Source organism: Streptomyces sp. Qhu_M48 (assembly GCF_051305195.1).
In the GTDB taxonomy this organism is placed as follows: domain Bacteria; phylum Actinomycetota; class Actinomycetes; order Streptomycetales; family Streptomycetaceae; genus Streptomyces.
The window spans coordinates 2237588-2254482 of sequence record NZ_CP195432.1 but is presented as its reverse complement, the minus strand read 5'-3'; the positions used below and the strand labels follow the sequence as shown (position 1 = coordinate 2254482).

The 16895-nt window shown below is 73.2% G+C and carries 18 protein-coding genes; 12 read left to right on the top strand and 6 right to left on the bottom strand.

Going from position 1 to position 16895, the window contains the following annotated elements; translation table 11 throughout:
- Positions 1–37: 37 nt before the first annotated feature.
- A complete protein-coding gene (locus ACRRSS_RS10475; RefSeq protein ID WP_435975297.1) occupies positions 38–814 on the bottom strand; it encodes an SDR family oxidoreductase in 777 nt (258 codons plus the stop codon).
- 228 nt (positions 815–1042) lie between these two features.
- Between ACRRSS_RS10475 and ACRRSS_RS10470 the strand changes: the two genes are divergently transcribed.
- From ACRRSS_RS10470 to ACRRSS_RS10455, 4 genes are all read left to right on the top strand, one after another.
- Positions 1043–2293: an exo-beta-N-acetylmuramidase NamZ family protein gene (locus ACRRSS_RS10470; RefSeq protein WP_435970942.1), complete on the top strand. Its 1251-nt coding sequence runs from the start codon at positions 1043–1045 to the stop codon at positions 2291–2293.
- A gap of 161 nt (positions 2294–2454) precedes the next feature.
- Entirely contained in the window at positions 2455–3825 is a 1371-nt protein-coding gene (locus tag ACRRSS_RS10465) for an erythromycin esterase family protein (protein ID WP_435970941.1), read from the top strand.
- Positions 3826–3951: 126 nt separating this feature from the next.
- Positions 3952–5283, top strand: a complete 1332-nt coding sequence (locus tag ACRRSS_RS10460; RefSeq protein WP_435975296.1) for a serine-threonine protein kinase — start codon at positions 3952–3954, stop codon at positions 5281–5283.
- A gap of 159 nt (positions 5284–5442) precedes the next feature.
- Positions 5443–6057 (top strand): hypothetical protein, encoded by a 615-nt coding sequence (locus ACRRSS_RS10455; protein ID WP_435970940.1) that lies wholly within the window; start codon positions 5443–5445, stop codon positions 6055–6057.
- Between the two features lie 329 nt (positions 6058–6386).
- Here the strand turns inward: ACRRSS_RS10455 and soxR are convergent, their stop codons facing one another.
- Entirely contained in the window at positions 6387–6869 is a 483-nt protein-coding gene (soxR, locus tag ACRRSS_RS10450) for a redox-sensitive transcriptional activator SoxR (RefSeq protein WP_435970939.1), read from the bottom strand.
- A 160-nt stretch (positions 6870–7029) separates the two neighbouring features.
- Here soxR and ACRRSS_RS10445 point away from each other — a divergent pair, with 160 nt between their 5' ends.
- The gene (locus ACRRSS_RS10445) at positions 7030–7491 is read left to right on the top strand and encodes a MaoC family dehydratase (protein ID WP_435970938.1); all 462 of its coding nucleotides are present in this window, start codon (positions 7030–7032) and stop codon (positions 7489–7491) included.
- Here ACRRSS_RS10445 and ACRRSS_RS10440 read toward each other — a convergent pair.
- From ACRRSS_RS10440 to ACRRSS_RS10430, 3 genes are all read right to left on the bottom strand, one after another.
- The gene (locus tag ACRRSS_RS10440) at positions 7482–8108 is read right to left on the bottom strand and encodes a TetR/AcrR family transcriptional regulator (RefSeq protein ID WP_435970937.1); all 627 of its coding nucleotides are present in this window, start codon (positions 8106–8108) and stop codon (positions 7482–7484) included. The genes ACRRSS_RS10445 and ACRRSS_RS10440 overlap by 10 nt on opposite strands.
- Positions 8109–8263: 155 nt before the next feature.
- Positions 8264–8551: a YiaA/YiaB family inner membrane protein gene (locus ACRRSS_RS10435; protein ID WP_351973625.1), complete on the bottom strand. Its 288-nt coding sequence runs from the start codon at positions 8549–8551 to the stop codon at positions 8264–8266.
- 67 nt (positions 8552–8618) lie between these two features.
- Positions 8619–9770: an acyl-CoA dehydrogenase family protein gene (locus ACRRSS_RS10430; protein WP_435970936.1), complete on the bottom strand. Its 1152-nt coding sequence runs from the start codon at positions 9768–9770 to the stop codon at positions 8619–8621.
- A gap of 83 nt (positions 9771–9853) precedes the next feature.
- On the opposite strand from ACRRSS_RS10430, the gene ACRRSS_RS10425 reads away from it, so the two are divergent.
- From ACRRSS_RS10425 to ACRRSS_RS10410, 4 genes are all read left to right on the top strand, one after another.
- Positions 9854–10540: a TetR/AcrR family transcriptional regulator gene (locus ACRRSS_RS10425; protein ID WP_435970935.1), complete on the top strand. Its 687-nt coding sequence runs from the start codon at positions 9854–9856 to the stop codon at positions 10538–10540.
- An 18-nt stretch (positions 10541–10558) separates the two neighbouring features.
- Complete coding sequence (locus ACRRSS_RS10420) at positions 10559–11254, top strand: ArsR/SmtB family transcription factor (protein ID WP_435970934.1); 696 nt, start codon at positions 10559–10561, stop codon at positions 11252–11254.
- A 56-nt stretch (positions 11255–11310) separates the two neighbouring features.
- Positions 11311–12225, top strand: a complete 915-nt coding sequence (locus ACRRSS_RS10415; RefSeq protein WP_435970933.1) for a DMT family transporter — start codon at positions 11311–11313, stop codon at positions 12223–12225.
- 214 nt (positions 12226–12439) lie between these two features.
- Positions 12440–13114 (top strand): TetR family transcriptional regulator, encoded by a 675-nt coding sequence (locus ACRRSS_RS10410; RefSeq protein WP_435970932.1) that lies wholly within the window; start codon positions 12440–12442, stop codon positions 13112–13114.
- Positions 13115–13324: 210 nt separating this feature from the next.
- Here ACRRSS_RS10410 and ACRRSS_RS10405 read toward each other — a convergent pair whose 3' ends face one another.
- Positions 13325–13987: a TetR/AcrR family transcriptional regulator gene (locus ACRRSS_RS10405; protein WP_351900018.1), complete on the bottom strand. Its 663-nt coding sequence runs from the start codon at positions 13985–13987 to the stop codon at positions 13325–13327.
- 122 nt (positions 13988–14109) lie between these two features.
- On the opposite strand from ACRRSS_RS10405, the gene ACRRSS_RS10400 reads away from it, so the two are divergent.
- From ACRRSS_RS10400 to ACRRSS_RS10390, 3 genes are all read left to right on the top strand, one after another.
- A complete protein-coding gene (locus ACRRSS_RS10400) occupies positions 14110–15048 on the top strand; it encodes a DMT family transporter (RefSeq protein WP_435970931.1) in 939 nt (312 codons plus the stop codon).
- A gap of 89 nt (positions 15049–15137) precedes the next feature.
- Positions 15138–15938: an MBL fold metallo-hydrolase gene (locus tag ACRRSS_RS10395; RefSeq protein ID WP_435970930.1), complete on the top strand. Its 801-nt coding sequence runs from the start codon at positions 15138–15140 to the stop codon at positions 15936–15938.
- A 37-nt stretch (positions 15939–15975) separates the two neighbouring features.
- Positions 15976–16692, top strand: coding sequence for a DsbA family oxidoreductase (locus ACRRSS_RS10390; RefSeq protein ID WP_435970929.1), 717 nt, complete (start codon positions 15976–15978; stop codon positions 16690–16692).
- The last annotated feature ends 203 nt before the right edge of the window (positions 16693–16895 follow it).

The window sequence follows — 16895 nt, the reverse complement described above, 5'->3', positions numbered from 1 at the left end:
TCCCGCCGGTAGATCTTCCCATCCGCCGGGGCGCCGGCTAACGGGCGCCCGTCTCCCAGGTCCGCTGGACGTGGTTCATGGTGGTGAGCCAGCGCTCCGGGTCGGTGGCCCGGTTGCGGTAGTAACCGGCCACCTCGGGGTGCGGCAGGACGAGGAAGCGGTCGGCCTCGATCGCGTCGAGGAGGGCGTCGGCGACGTCCTCGGGCTCGATGGCGGTGGGGGCGAGGACCAGCTCGCCGGCCGTTCCGGCGGCGGTGAGCATGTCCGTACGGACACCCTGCGGGCAGATGGCGTGGACGGCGAGGCCGCGGTGCCGGTAGGTGAGGGAGAGCCACTCGGCGAAGGCGTAGGCGCCGTGCTTCGAGACGCTGTACGGCGCCGCGCCGATCATGGTGAGCAGGCCCGCGGCGGAGACGGTGGAGACGAACCGGCCACTGCCCCGTTCCAGCCATTCTGGGAGGAGGGCGCGGGCCGCGCGGACGTGGGCCATGACGTTGACGTCCCAGGCGGCGGCCCAGACGTCCTCGTCGGCGAAGGCGTCGCCGGGCGAGGAGAGTCCGGCGTTGGCGCACCAGATGTCGACGGTGCCGCCGAGGGCCTCGCGGGCCTCGTCGACGACGGCGGAGGCGTCGCCCGGGACGGCGAGGGCGCCGATCTCCTCCGCGACGGCCTTGGTGCGGTCGGGGTCGAGGTCGTTGACGACGACCCGGGCCCCTTCGGCGGCGAACCGGCGGGCGAGGGCGGCGCCGATGCCACCGCCCGCTCCCGTGACGACGACTCCGGCGCCCTGGACGCCGCTCGCGCCCGTACCCATGCCCGTACCCGTACCCGCGCTCATGGCGTGATCCACCTCTCCCCGTGCCGTACGGAATGACCTTCCGGTCGGCAGACTAACCGGTCGGTATGTAGGGAGGGAAGGGATCGGGGAAGGGTCGTACCGGGCCCGCCCCGCACGCCTCGTTCCCCAGCGGCGGCAGGAGCGCTAGCGTGCGTGCCCATGTCACGCGCCCCGGCCGGGGACGGCGATCGAGGAGGTTTCCGCATGAGCCTGTCGCGACGGAGTCTGCTGGCCGCCGGGGGCGCCCTCGGGACGGTGGCGGCCACCGCGCCCACCGCCTCGGCGGCGGAGGGACCCCCCGCGCGCGGGCGGCTGCGGACCGGCTTCGAGCGGCTCGCGGACGACGGGTACGCCCTCCTCGCCGGCGAACGGGTCGGCGTCGTCACCAACCCCACCGGCATCACCCGGGACGCACGGCACATCGTGGACGTGATGCACGCCGACGAACGCGTCGACCTGGCCGCCGTCTTCGGACCCGAGCACGGCTTCCGCGGCACGGCGCAGGCGGGCGGCTCGGAGGGGCGGTACGACGACCCGGCGACCGGACTGCCCGTCTACGACACGTACCTGAAGAGCGGACAGCCGCTCGCGGACGTCTTCACCGCCTCCGGGGTGGACACGGTCGTCTTCGACATCCAGGACGTCGGAGCCCGCTTCTACACCTACATCTGGACCCTGTACGACTGCATGGTGGCCGCCGCCCTCGCCGGGAAGCGGCTCGTCGTCCTGGACCGGCCGAACCCGGTCACCGGGCGGGCGGCGCTCGGCCCCGTCCTCGACCGGGCCTTCGCCACCTTCGTCGGGCGGGAGCCGATCGCGCAGGCGCACGGCATGACCGTGGCCGAACTGGCCCGGCTCTTCAACGGCGAGTTCCTGACGACGCCGGTCGCCCTGGAGACCGTACGGATGACGGGATGGCGGCGCGCGGAGTTCTTCGACTCCACCGGGCTGCCCTGGGTACCGCCCAGCCCGAACATGCCGACGCCGGAGACCGCGCTCGTCTACTCCGGCACCTGTCTCTTCGAGGGGACGAACCTCTCCGAGGGGCGGGGCACCACCCGCCCGTTCGAACTGCTCGGCGCCGAGGGGATCGACCGGCGGTGGGCGGAGGCGGCGAACGCCCTCGGGCTGCCGGGGGTCCGGTTCCGCGAGGCGTACTTCGCGCCGACCTTCTCCAAGTTCCAGGGCAGGACCGTCGGCGGGGTGCAGCTGCACGTCCACGACCGGGCGTCCTTCGACCCGGTACGGACCGGGATCGGGCTCCTGATCACCGCCCGGAGCGCGTGGTCCGGCTTCGCCTGGCGGCCGGACGACTGGATCGACAAGCTGACCGGCTCGACGCGGGTCCGGACGCTGATCGACGCGGGCGCGGACGTGGACGAGACCGTGGGTGCCTGGCAGGCGGACCTGACGGCCTTCCGGGCGGTGCGGAGGGAGTATCTGCTGTACCGGTGAGGGGGGGGTGTCCCGCCGGCCGGTTCGCGGTGCCGGGGCCGGTGGGGTTGTCCCGCCGGCCCGGTTCGCGGCGCCGCGCCGGGGCCGGTGGGGTTGTCCCCCGGTCGACAGGGGTGCGGGCGGGATGTCCTCGGGGGTGTCCCGCCGACGACGCTTGTCCCATGAACCTTTCCAGCCCCTCCCGTTCCTCCCGCTCCTCCCGTTCCCCGTTACGGCGTCGGCTGCCGCTCGTCGGGCTGCTGGTCGCCGCCTGTCTCGGCTCCCTGGCGCCCGCCGCCGGCGCCGCCACGGCCCCGGCCGCTCCCGATCCCGCGCGTGAACTCGCCCGCACCGCGCAGCCCCTGACCGACCTGCGCCCGCTCGACCGGATGATCGGCTCGGCCAAGGTCGTCGGCATCGGCGAGGCCACCCACAGCTCGGCGGAGTTCTTCACGGCCAAGCACCGGATCTTCGAACACCTCGTGGAGCGGCAGGGCTTCACCACCTTCGCCCTGGAGGCCCCCTGGTCCACCGGGCTGCTCGTCGACGAGTGGGTGCGGACCGGCCGCGGCGACATCCGGGCGATCATGCGGGACGAGTTCCAGGAGTCGTACCGCCTCTGGAACACCGAGGAGTACCTCGACCTCTTCCGCTGGATGCGGCAGCACAACCGGCTCCACCCCGAGCACCAGGTCCGCTTCATGGGCAACGACCTCGGCTACGCGGGCGGGAACGTCTTCGACGCCGTGACCTCGTACGTGGCCCGGACCCGTCCCGCGCTCCTCCCCCGCTTCCAGGAGCTGTACCGGGGCTCGCGGCCCACGGGCGGGGTCGAGGAGTGGATGACGGGGTACATGAACCGGCCGCTCGCCGAGCGGAAGCGGATGTCCGGCGACGTGAACCGGGCCCTGGCCCTCCTGGAGCGCCAGCGGCCCGGCAAGGGCCCCGGGGCGCGGGAGGCGTACGCCTGGGCCGTGCAGCACGCGCGCGCGATCGCCCAGGTCGGCACGGAGCTCGCCCATGACATCGCGACGCCGGAGGGGATCGCCGCGGCGATGCTCTACCGCGACCGGATCATGGCCGAGAACACCGTGTGGTGGCAGCGGAAGACCGGCGACCGGATCCTGCTCTCCGCGCACAACGGCCACGTCGGGTACGTGACGCCGAGGCCGGACCAGTACCCGCGCCTCCAGGGCGCGTTCCTGCGGGACACGCTCGGCCGGGACTACGTGAGCGTGGGCGCCACCTTCGGGCAGGGCTCCTTCAACGCGCACGACACCGAGGCCCCGGGCGAGCCGCTCCGGCCCTTCACCGTCGGACCGCTCGGCCCCGACAGCGGCGCCCACACGCTGGACCGGGTCTCGTCCACCCCCTTCTACCTGGACCTCCGGCGTACGACTCCGGTGGCGCGCGACTGGCTCGGGGAGGCCCGGCCGACCCGGAGCATCGGCACCGCGTACCCCTGGCCGGGCGACACCGTGCCCGTCCGGCTCTCCTCCTCGTACGACCTCCTGATCCACTTCCCCCGGATCTCGGCGGCCCGGCTGCGCTGACCGCCCGCCGCACGTCTGGACGGGCCCGTGCGCGGGCATGCTGGCGGTGGAGCCGCCGCCCGCGCACGGGGCGCACTCGGCGCTGCGGCCCCCTCGAAGCGGAGGGACGGTCGTGCCGTGGCCGGAATGAGCGTGGAGCCCTACCGGGAGATCACCTTCGACAAGGACGGCGACGGCCCCCCGGGGCAGGCTTCGGCTCTCGCCGGGCTCGCCCGGCAGGGCGTCTCCGACCTGGTGCTGTTCGCGCACGGGTGGAACAGCTCGCCGTCGGGCGCGACCCGGCTCTGCTCGGACTTCTTCGCCCCCTTCCCCGGGCTGCTCGCGCCCGGGGTCGAGGCGGGGTACGCGGGGGTGATCTGGCCCTCGATGATGTTCACGGACGAGCCGGTCCCCGACTACCGGGCCCTCGTACGGGTCCTCCCGGAGAAGGAGCCGGTCCTCGACCGGCTCACGGAACTCCTCGTGACGGCACCGGCGGAGGAGAGCGCGTTCGCCGAGTTCGGCGCGCTGCTGCGGGAGTTGGCGGACCTCGCGCCCGGCGGCGGCCGGGAAGCCGCGGCCGGGGCCGGGGAGCGGGTGCCGGGGTTCCTGGTCGCGGACCCGGTGGAGGTGTGCGCGCGGTTCACGGAGGCGGTGGAGGCGGTGGAGGGTGCTCCCGCCGAGGGCTTCGGCGAGGGGCTCAAGCGGTACTGGAAGGGCGCCAGGGAGGTCCTGCGGCAGGCCACGTACTACGTGATGAAGAGACGGGCCGGGCAGGTCGGCGAGGCCGGCCTGGGACCGCTGCTCGGCGAGGTCGCCCGGGCCGCTCCGGGACTCCGCGTCCACCTGGTGGGCCACAGCATGGGCGCCCGGCTCGTCGCGTACGCGCTGAAGGGGCTGCCCACCGGGGCCCGTCCGGTCGCCTCGGTGACCCTGCTCCAGGGGGCCTTCTCCCACTACGCGTTCGCCGCGCGGCTGCCGCACGACGCCGGGCGCTCAGGCTCGCTGCGGGACGTGCGGCAGCGGGTCCGGGGGCCCGTGGTGGCCTGCTACTCGCGGCATGACACGGCGCTCGGGGTGATGTATCCGCTGGCGTCCCGGCTCGCGGGCGACTCGGCGTCGCTCGGGACGGAACGGCTCGGGGCGGAGCCTTCCGGCGCCGGGCTTTCTGGTGCCGGGCCTTCCGGGGCCGGGCCTTCCGGGGCCGGGCCTTCCGGGGCCGGGCCTTCCGGGGCCTCGATCGGCGCCCCGGCCGGGCTGCTCGACACCGGCGATCCGCGCTGGGGGGCGATCGGGCACGACGGCGTCCAGGCGGTGCCGGGGACGGTGGTGCGGACCTTGGCGACGGTGCTGCGTCAGGGGGTGCCGGCCTCGGGGTGCGTGAACGTGGACGTGGCGGACGTGGTCCGTTCGCACAGCGACGTCTGCCGCCCCGAGCTGGCCCGGGTGGTGGTGTCGGCGTCCCGCATCGGGCGGTAGACGGGTCGGCGGAGCTCACCGGACGGCTCGGTTCCGCCAGGTTCCCGGGAGCACCTCGCGCACCGTTGATGGGTCCCATCCGAATTTCGATGGAACACGGGAGCGCGCTCGTTCGTCCCTCTGATACCGCGGAAGGACCAGCGACGGAGGTGGCGGGAGATGGCCGGGTTCCGGAGTCTCGCGAGACAGGTGCGCGATCCTGGGTGCGACACGGCCCTGCGCAGGTACTCCCTGCGCAAGTGTCTGGAGCGGTTCGCGCCGTACGGGCACCGGGCTACGTGGGACCACCTGTGCCGCAGGCACAGGTTCGGACCCGAGGACCGGGAGCTCGACCCCGGGCGGCTGATCGCCGCGCTCGACGAGCTTGAGGAGGCGCGGGCCCTGTGGCTCGCGTACGAGGAGAGGTTCGCCGCCCGGCGGCGGCGGGAGAAGCACGAGGGCCTGCGCCGGCCCGGGGCGCTCGACGACTGGCACCGGCGGGTCTGGGGCGGCAACGGGGTGGTGAAGTGCGGCGATCCGGCCGTGCACCCCTCGGACCCGCTGCCGGAGGTGCTGCGGAGGCTGATCTCGGCCCTGGAACGCGGACCGGGCGAGGGCTGCCCGGTGTGCGCGGGACCCCGGATCGCGTGGGCCGGTCCGGGCGACGCCCCCGAGCCGTGGCTCGGTCCGGTGTGCGGGGACTGCGGGGTGGGCGTGCCGCGCTCGGTGCTCACCTCGGGGGCGCTGGCCCGCGCCCGCGGGGAGCGCGTCCGGTCGCTGGCCTCGGCGGCGTGAACGCCGGGGCACGACCTCGTGCCGGTCGACCGGCACGGGCCGGCCCCGGAGGAGGGCGGCGCTCCCGGAGCGCGGGGCCGAGGCCGGGGCCCGCGCCGCGCTCCCGTACGGAGGGACCGGCCCGCCGCGGCCCCCGGACGGGCAGACCGGTCCACTCGGCCCCCTGCGCGCCGACCACGCCTGGCCGCGGCCCGGCCCCGGACAGGCGGGCCGACCCCGCCGCTGTCCCCTACGGGCGGACCGCACCCGCTCCGTGCCTCCGCGCTCCGGCGCGTCCGGTGGGTCAGGGCCTGGGCCCTGCCCGGAACGCGGCGCCGTCCGCCCACGGCCTAGCCGTCATCCCCGTCCGAGGCGGTCCGGCGGACCGGCAGCAGGCGGGAGCCGGCCATCCGCTCGCCGAAGGCGTCGTCGGGGTTGGACAGGACGCAGTTCTCCAGCGACAGACAGCCGCAGCCGATGCAGTCCGTCAGGTGGTCGCGGAGCCGGCCCAGTTGCTTGATGCGCTCGTCGAGTTCGGTGCGCCAGGCGGCCGAGAGTCTGGCCCAGTCCTCGTTGGTGGGCGTGCGCTCCTCCGGGAGCTGGGAGAGCGCCTCACGGATCGTGGCCAGCGGGATGCCCACCCGCTGCGCGGCCCGGACGAAGGCGACCCGGCGCAGGGTGTCGCGGCCGTAGCGGCGCTGGTTGCCGGTGGTGCGGCGGCTGTTGATGAGCCCCTTCGCCTCGTAGAAGTGCAGGGCGGAGACGGCGGCCCCGCTACGGGCGGAGAGCTGACCGACGGTGAGTTCGTGGATCTTCTCTGGAATCTGCGGCACCCCGTCAACCCTACTGGTCGGCCGGCGCCGCCCCCCACGGATCCGTTGACAGAGCGCCCCTCACCCCCACATGCTGAGCAAGCGCTTAGACAGCGCGACCGGGGAGCCCGGGACGGGGAGCCGGAGAGCCGGAGAAGGCGTGACGAGAGGGAGCAGGGACATGGCCGAGCCGAGGATCTTCACCTCCGCCGAGGAGTTGCGCGCGGGGGTCGGCGAGCAGTTGGGGCACAGCGACTGGCTGGAGATCGACCAGAAGCGCATCGACCTCTTCGCCGAGGCCACCGGCGACCACCAGTGGATCCACGTCGACCCGGAGCGCGCCGCCGACGGGCCGTTCGGCGCGACCATCGCGCACGGTTATCTGACGCTCTCCCTGCTGCCGGTGTTCGTCCCGCAGATCCTGTCCGTCGAGGGCATGAAGATGGGCATCAACTACGGCACCGAGAAGGTGCGTTTCCCCGCCCCGGTCCCGGTCGGCTCGCGGCTGCGCGCCACGGCCGTCCTGACGAAGGTCGAGGAGGCGGGCGGCGGCGTGCAGGTGACGGCGGCCGTGACCGTGGAGCGCGAGGGCGCCGAGAAGCCGGCCTGCGTCGCCGAATCGGTGTCCCGCTACTACTTCTGAGCGCCGACCATCCTGAGGACGAGGTCGGCGTAGAGCGCGCCGACCTCGTCGGGCGTCCGGCGTCCCTGGGTGTTGAACCAGCGCGAGACGTCGATGCAGAGGGAGAGCACGGCGACCGTGGTGCCGGGGACGTCCGGCACGTCGAACTCGCCCGCCGCAACACCCTCGTTGATGATCCCGCGCACCGCGGCGTCGGACTCGCGGCGCAGCTCGACGATCTCGGCGCGGTGCTCGGCGCCGAGGGCGTCGAGCTCGTACTGGACGACCCGCGCGGTGGTGTGGCGCTCGGCGTGCCAGCGGACGAAGGAGCGCACGGCGTCGGCGAGGCGCTCGGCGGCCGTGCCGTCGCCGCCCGCCGCGGCCCGGAGGATCTCCAGGGCCTTGTCGTGACCGATCCGGCTGATCCGGTGGAGCAGCTCTTCCTTGGTCTTGTAGTGGATGTAGAGCGCGGCCGGGCTCATGCCGGCGCGGCCGGCGATGTCCCGGGTGGTGGTGGCGTGGTAGCCGCGCTCGGCGAACGCCTCGACGGCGGCCACCAGCAGTCGCCGGGCCGCCTCGGGCGTGACCTCGCCCCAGGGCATGTCCTCGCCCCCGGGCGTCTGCTCCGCCGCGCTCATCCCACACTCCCTCTCGACCCCGTCAGGACGAACACCATACAACGAGGGTGAGCAAGCGCTTAGAGATCGATGCCCGATCGATGCCGATCGGTACCGATCGCCGCCGATCGGCAGCGGCCGGTGGCTGTGGGCAGCGGCGGGCAGCGGTCGACGGCTCAGAGCTTCTGGAAGGGGTCGTGCTCGGCGAGGAGCTTCTCCAGGCGGGCCTGGTCGACCCGGCTGACGATCTGGCCGGCCTCCTGCCGGTCACGGACGACCTTGGCGAGCGTGAAGGCCGAGGTCGTGAGGTAGAGGACCGAGACGGCGAGGAAGGCGCGGACCCAGGCGCTCGCGTCGAGCTGGTAGACCCCGATGGACACGGCCGCGATCGCGATCCCGAAGGAGATGACAGCCTGCATGTAGTAGGCGGCGGTGTTCTGCTGCTTGACCGGTGTGTCGCTCATGGGCACAGCATCGGACGGATGTGGCAGGCGCCACATCCGTCCGCGTACTCAGCCCGGTACTCAGACCTCAGAAGGCGGAGACCCCCGTCAGTGCCCGGCCGATGATGAGCTTCTGGATCTGGCTGGTGCCCTCGTACAGGGTCATGACGCGCGCGTCGCGGAGCAGCTTCCCGACCGGGTACTCGTCGATGTAGCCGTAGCCGCCGAAGACCTGGAGGGCGTTGTTCGCGGCGCGGACGGCGGCCTCGGAGGCGTACAGCTTGGCCTTGGAGGCGGCGGTGGCGAAGTCCTGGCCCCGGTCGATCAGGTCGGCGACCCGCCAGGTCAGCAGCCGGGCGGCGTCCACGTCGACGGCGATGTCGGTGATGAGTTCCTGCACGAGCTGGTACGAGGCGATGGGCTTCCCGAACTGCTCGCGCTCCCCCGCGTACCGCACGGCGGCGTCGAGGGCGGCCTGGGCGATGCCGACGCAGCCCGCCGCGACCGACATACGGCCCTTGGCGAGGGCGGACATGGCCACGGCGAAGCCCTTGCCCTCGGGGCCGAGCATCGCGGCGGCCGGGACGCGGACGTCCTCCAGGACCAGTTCGGCGGTGGCCTGGCCGCGCAGGCCGAGCTTGCCGTGGACCGGCCGGCGGGTGAGGCCGGGGGTGTCGGCGGGGACGAGGAAGGCGGAGACGCCCTGGTGACCGGGGGTGTCGTTGGTACGGGCGAAGAGCAGCACGACATCGGCCCAGGTGCCGTTGGTGATGAACATCTTGGTGCCGTTGACGACGTAGTCGTCGCCGTCCCGCACCGCCCGGGTGGCGAGGTTGCCGGCGTCGGATCCGGTGCCGGGCTCGGTGAGGCCGAAGCAGCCGAGCGCCTCGCCGGACGCGAGCCGGGGCAGCCAGCTCCGCTTCTGCTCCTCGGTGCCCCAGGAGGCGACGGTCTTGGCCACGAGGCCGAGCGAGACGGAGACGATGCCGCGCACGGAGGAGTCGCCGCGGCCCAGTTCCTCGGTCACGAGGCAGTACGCGAGGTGGTCGCCGCCCGAACCGCCGTACTCCTCCGGGACGGTGAGTCCCAGGAAGCCGACGGCGCCGAGCTTCTTCACGATGGCCCGGTCGACCTCCTCGGCGCGGTCCCACGCGACGGCGTGCGGGGTGACCTCGCGTGCGACGAAGTCCTCGGCGAGCCGCCGGACGGCTTCCTGCTCCTCGCTCAGCGCCAGATCCACCGTGTCACCCCTCACCCGGGCGCTGCCCGGCCGCTCGTTAATTACCACTGCTAGTTTTATTGCGCAGGCCTACTATGTGCGCCATGGCCCGACCGCGCAAGCCCCTGCTCAGCCGAGAACGCATCGTCGAGACGGCGGGCGCGCTCGTGGACGCGGAAGGGCTCGGCGCGCTCTCGACCCGGCGGCTCGCGGGCGAGCTCGGAGTGAGCGGCCCCTCGCTCTACAACCACTTCCGCACGAAGGACGAGATCCTCGACGCGGTCGCCGACGCGGTCAGCGCGAAGATCGATCTGTCGATGTTCGCGGAGTCCGACGGGCGCGACTGGCTGACGGCGCTGCACGACTGGGCCGTCTCCTACCGCGCCGCCCTCGCCGACCACCCGCACATCGTGCCGGTCCTCGCCCAGGGCCCCGGTCGCCGCCCGGCGGGCCTGCGCGTCGCTGACGCCGTCTTCGGCGCGATGGTCCGGGCCGGCTGGCCGCCCGCCCAGGCCACCTCCATCGGCGCGCTGATGCGGTACTTCATCACCGGCTCCGCCCTCGGCTCCTTCGCCCGCGGCTTCGTGGACGACGAGACGGCCTACGACCCCGCCGACTACCCCCACCTCGGCCAGGCGCACCTCCTCGCGGAGCACCGCCAGAAGGTCGACGAGGGCGCCTTCGACACGGGCCTGCGGGCGCTGCTCGACGGGCTGCGGCTCCAGTACGAGGCACGGGGCGGGGCCTCCTGGGCGTCGTCGGGTGACGGTTCGGCCGCCGCCGAAGCGTGAGTACGGGACGCTGGACGCATGGCTGCCAGTGACCTCGCCGCGTTCGCGGCGCTCTTCGCGGACGAGACCCGCGCCGCGTTCCTGCTCGCCCTGCTCGACGGACGGGCCTGGACCGCCGGAGAACTCGCCCGGCACGCGCGCGTGGCGCCCTCCACCGCCAGTGAACACCTCGGGAAACTCGTCACCGGCGGCGTCCTGACGCAGGAACGCCAGGGCCGCCACCGGTACGTACGGCTCGCCGGCCCCGGGATCGCGCACCTCGTCGAGGAGCTGGCCGCCCGCTCCGAGCCGGCGGTGACCGCGCCGCCCCGCTCGCTGCGGGCCGCGAACGCCGGACGGGCGATGGCCCGGGGCCGTACCTGCTACGACCATCTCGCCGGACGGCTCGGCATCACCGTCACCGAGGCGATGACCACGCGCGGACTGCTGCGCCAGGACACCGGGTTCGCGCTCACGGACCGCGGCCTGGCCTGGTTCGACGAGCTGGGCGTCCCCCTCGTACGCCGGGGGCGGCGGCCCGTCGCGCGCGGCTGTCTCGACTGGACCGAGCGGCGGCCGCACCTCGCGGGGGTCGCGGGCGCCGAGCTGTGCCGGCACGCGCTGGACGCCGGGTGGTGCGTACGGATCGGGTCCGAGCGGGCCGTGAAGGTGACCGAGGCGGGCGAGAGCGCGCTGCGCGCGTCCCTGGGCATCGACCCGGCGGACCTGCGGTGAAACGGGCGGGCGACAGTGCGGTGAGCGCCGAAGTGTCCGCACCCTACGGTCTACCCATGCAGAAGCAATCCTCGCGGCTCGCGATCGCCGCCGCCGGTGTCACCGTCGTCCTGTGGGCCTCCGCCTTCGTCTCCATCCGCAGCGCGGGGGCGGCCTACTCCCCCGGAGCCCTCGCGCTCGGGCGGCTGCTCGCCGGGGTCCTGGTCCTCGGGGCCGTGCTCCTGGTCCGGCGCGAGGGGCTGCCGCCCCGGGCGGCCTGGCCGGGGATCGTCGTCTCGGGCCTGCTCTGGTTCGGGGTGTACATGGTGGTGCTCAACTGGGGCGAGCAGGAGGTCGACGCGGGCACGGCGGCGATGGTGGTGAACATCGGGCCGATCCTGATCGCACTGCTCGGCGCGCGGTTCCTGAAGGAGTCCCTGCCGCCCCGGCTGCTCGCGGGCATGGCGGTGTCCTTCGCGGGCGCGGTGACCGTGGGGCTTTCTATGTCCCGTTCGCCCGCGGGCGGGCACGCGTCGGTCCTCGGGGTGCTGCTCTGCGTGCTCGCGGCGATGGCGTACGCGGGCGGGGTCGTGGCCCAGAAGCCGGCGCTCGCCCACGGCAGCGCGCTGCAGGTGACGACCTTCGGGTGCCTGGTGGGGGCGGTGGCCTGTCTGCCGTTCGCCGGGCGGCTGGTCGAGGAGGCCGGGCGCGCGCCGCTGTCCGCGACCCTGAACATGATCTACCTGGGGGTCTTCCCGACCGCGCTCGCGTTCACGACCTGGGCCTACGCCCTGGCCCGTACCACCGCGGGACGCATGGGCGCGACGACCTACGCCGTACCCGCGCTCGTCGTCCTGATGGCGTGGGTGTTCCTGGGTGAGCTGCCGGGGCCGCTCACGCTGGCCGGGGGCGCGCTGTGCCTCGCCGGGGTGGCCGTATCCCGCTCGCGGACGCGGTCATCCGCCGTCTCCGGAACGGCCGAATCCACCTGACAGGCCATACCCCCGGTTCCGGTCACTTCACGGAGGGGCGGCGTGGGGGCGGCGCCCTCGACCTGGAAGGGAGATGCCCGTCAAGCCCCAGTTTCGGCCGGTGGGTCGGGAGGCCACGTTTCGTGGCCTCCCGGCCGGATAGTTTCGAGTCGGTCACAGGCGCGGGCCGGAACATTACGCTCCGGCACCTTCTCGCAAGCCGACGGGGGAGCTCATGGCGATTCAACAGCGGGCGGAGCGGACGAGACAGGAGATCCTGTCGGCGGCCGCGAGGGTGTTCGACGGGCTCGGCTACGAGCGGGCGTCCCTGGCGAGGATCGCCGGCGAGGCACGGGTGACCACGGGCGCGCTCGTCTTCCACTTCGCGACGAAGGCGGATCTGGCGACGGCGGTCCGCGGGCGGGCCCACGCGGTCACACGGATCACGGTCGAATCGGCCTGCCTCTCCACGGAGGGCGTGGGCGGCACCGCGATCGACAAACTGGTGCTCGCCACGCACGCGTTGATCCGGCTCTTCGAGACCGATCCGATGGCGCGCGCCGGGGAACGCCTCGCGCGCGAGCTGCAGTTAACCGACCCCGGGCTCTCCGGGGACTGCCCTTGGCGGCGCGAGGTCTCGCGTCTGGCGCGCTTCGCCGAGGCCGAGAAGGCCCTGCGCCCGGGCGTGGACGCCACCGCGGTGGCCGCGCTCCTCGGCTATGTGATCACCGGGGTCGAGCTGGAGATGCGCCGCCCCCACCCGCCCGGCGACGAGTTCTGGCCCGCGAACGAGCCAAGGACCGCCGAGAACGGGGCGCTGCGCGGCCCCGCGGAGCAACGGCTCTCCCGTATCTGGCAGTTGATCCTGCCGGGCCTGGTCCATCCGACGGGCCGCCCGCGCGGCGCCTAGGGCACCCCGCCGATCGGGCCTGACGGACCCCGCCCTCGCCGGGGCCACCCTCGCCGGGGCCCTCCCGCGCGCGGATCCGCCCTCCGCCACCGGCCGACCACGGATCCGCGTTCCGTCCCGACCCGACCGCGGATCCACGTTCCGACCCGACCCGACCGCGGGTCCGCCCGTCGGCCCCACCCGCCCCGGCCCGCCGGCCGGGGCTCCGGTTCATTCCCCCGAGCGCAGCAGCTGGCGGGCGAAGTCCGCCAGGGAGCAGCCGATGCGCTCGGTCGAGAGGCCGAGCTCGTGCCGCTGGAACTGGAAGAGCTCGGGTGACAGCGGGCTGAGCGCGATGTCGATCAGCGGGTCGGGGTCCCGGACCCCGTGGTCGACGAGCAGGGTGCGGACATGGACGCGCCAGAAGCCGTAGGCGCCGGTCCGGAAGCGCGCGGGGCCGGTCTCCGCGCCGAGCGCCAGCGGCAGATGACGTTCCAGCAGATCGAGCATCGCCAGGTAGAACGCGGCGAGCCGCTCCCCCGCCGGCGCGCCGGGCCCGAGCGGCGGCGGGCCGTAGATGAGCTGCCCCTGGAGCCGGCGCTCGTGCTCGTCGAGCAGCGCGACGGCGACCGACGACGGGTCGGGGAAGCTCCGGTAGAGCGTGGCGCGGCCCACGCCCGCGGCCTTGGCGATCCGGTCCATGGTGACCGTCCGCGGGTCCTGTGCGGCGAAGAGCTGCTCGGCCGCGGCCAGGATCTGGGCACGGTTGCGTTCCGCGTCCGCGCGTCTGCGCGGGGCGACCGGCTGTTCGTCCGCGGCCTGAAGATCGCCAAGGAGCCCGCCGACCCGGTGCACGGAGGCGGCGCCACGTCCGCGCTGCTCGTCGTCGCTCATGGACCAGACCTTACTTCCCCTGAAGCTAAGTGGACATCTTGTCCGTTTGCCGTGTCCCATGGCATGCTAAACGGACTTAGTGTCCACTTACCTGCTCGCCATCCCGCCCCAGGGAGATCAAGATGCACACCGCGCTCCTCGCCGCGGCCCTGCTGGTCGGCTGCCTCCTGGCCGTCCAGGCCTCGGTGAACCTCCAGCTCAACTCGGCCGTCGGCACCCCGTACGGCGCCTCGACCATCCAGCTCGGCGTCGCGACCGGTCTGCTGACCGTGCTCGCGGTGGTGGCCGGAGCCCTCGGCGCGCTCGGCAGACTGCCCGACGTCGAGGCCTGGCAGCTGCTGGGCGGACTGGCCAGTCCGCTCTACATCACCAGCGGCATCCTGCTCTTCCCACGGCTCGGCGCCCTCGCCGCCGTCGGGCTCTTCGTCACCGGCCAGATGTTCGCCTCGCTCGCCCTCGACCTCTTCGGCCTCCTCGGCCTGGAGCGGAAGGACCTGAGCGCCGGGATCGTCGTCGGCGCCGTCGCCGTCCTCGCCGGCATCGTCGTGATCATCCGGGGCATGAAGGCCGCCGCCCCTCCCGGCGCCCCCAGAATGTCGAGCGCCGGCCGCGCCGGCTGGCTCGCGCTCGGTGTCGTCGCAGGTGCCGTGCTGCCCGTCCAGGGCGCGGTCAACGCCCAGCTGCGCGCCCAGATCAAGGAGCCCATCACCGTCGCCGTGATCAGCTTCGCCGTGGCGACGTTCACCATCGCCGTCGTCCTGCTCGTGCTCTACGCGACCCGCAGGACGCCGAAGCCCAAGATCGCCCCGCTGAAGAAGATGCCCTGGTGGGGCTGGCTCGGTGGCGCCTGCGCCGCCGCCTACGTCACCGGCACCTTCCTGCTCATCCCCTCCATCGGGGCGGCCGTGACCATCGCGCTCACCGTGACGGGGCAGCAGCTCACCTCGGCCCTGATCGACCACAAGGGCCTGTTCAAGCTCCCCCAGCGCTCCCTCACGAAGCCGCGCGCCCTGGGCCTCGCCCTGCTCATCGCCGGTTCGCTGACCATCCAGCTCGTCTGACCGAGGCCGTCGCTTCCCCCGGGACCCCACCCGGGGGGCCACGGCCCGCACGGTGCGTCATGAAGACGGTGCGCCATGAAAGGTGTGTCATGAAAGCGTCCTACACCGCCGGGCCGGACCTTCACGTCCTCCCCTCGGCGCTGCCCATCCCCGGCCTCGGCGACCAGCCGGTGAACGCCTTCCTCCTCCGGTCCGGCGAGCCGCTCCTCGTGGACACCGGCATGCCCGTCGACCGGGAGGGCTTCCTCGACTCCCTCTGGTCGCTCGTCGAGCCGGCCGATCTGCGCTGGGTCGTCGTCACCCACGACGACCGCGACCACACCGGCGCCCTCGCCCGGATCCTAAAGGCCGCGCCGAACGCCACGGTGCTCGCCAACGCCATATCGCTGACGCGAATATCGGAAGAGTTCGGCATTCCGCAGGAACGGGTGGTGACCGCGAATCCGGGAAGCCGGGTGAAAGTCGGCGACCGTGAGCTGAGTTTTCACCGGCCGCCCACATTCGATTCACCCGGGACCCTCGCCGTGTTCGACCATTCCGATGGAACGCTCTACAGTTCCGACAGTTTCGGGACCGTCGTCGAGGAAATCAGCCAGGAGTTCACCGACCTCTCCGAGGCGGAGTTCTTCCACGGATTCGACGTCCTGAACCGGGCGATAGCCCCGTGGACCGCGCTCGTCGACGAGGCGAAGTTCCTGCGGCCGGTGCGCGAGCTGGCCGGACTGCGCCCCGCGAAGCTGCTGAGCGCCCATGGACCGACCGTCCGCGAGGACGCCGTGCCCCGGCTGTTCGAGGCGATGGCCCGTATACCTTCCCTGCCCGCCTGGCTGCCCGACGCCGACCTCGACCTGGAGGCGGCGCTCGACGCCGTCGAGTCCCCCGCCGGCTGAGCTCCCCGCTCCGCCCGCGTACGAACCGAGGAGAACCATGCCCGACCCGACCACCGCCGACCCGACGACCGCGGATCTCACCCCGCCGCGCGGAGTCGTCACCGTCTTCTCCGACATCTGGTGTTCCTTCGCGCACATCGCGATCCACCGGCTGCACGCCACCCGCGCCCGGCTCGGCCTGGAGGAGCAGGTCTCCTTCGACCTGCGGGCCTTCCCGCTGGAACTGCTCAACGACGCCCCGAGCCCGCGCCCCGGCACGGACAGCGAGGTGGCCCGGATGGCCAGCCTGGAGCCGGGTGCCGGGTGGCAGCTCTGGCAGGCCAAGGACTGGCTCTACCCCTCCACGACCCTCCCGGCCCTCGAAGCGGTGCTCGCCGCCAAGGAGCAGAGCCTGCACGCGTCGGAGCGGCTCGACCTCGGGCTGCGCCGGGCGTTCTGGGCCGAGTCCCGCTGCATCAGCCACCGCAAGGTCATCCTGGACGTGGCCGCGGACACCGGCGTGATCGACGTCGGCGCCCTCACCGAGGCGCTGGACGACGGACGGGCGCGCCGGACGCTGGCGGACCAGGCGGCGCTGTCCGCGAGCGACCGGGTCGACTGCAGCCCGCACCTGTTCCTGCCCGACGGCTCCGACCACCCCAACCCGGGCATCGACGTGGGCTGGGAGGGCGCGTACGGCATCGGCTGGCCGGTGATCGGCTCGGACGACCCGAAGGTGTACGAGGACATCCTGCTGCGGGCCGCCACTGAATAGTTGAAAAGGCCTCGCAGGGGGGCCACGAAAAGGGAACGGCGGTAGGCATTCCGATTCACGGAATGCCTTTCCGTCGTTCCCTTTTTCTGCGTTCAGAACATCGCGGTGATTATTAATTGCGTGACCCGGCCGTTATTCGCAAGAACGGCCGAAGCTCCTACAGTCATTCACGCCGCCGGAATTCCGGACGGAGATTCGTATCG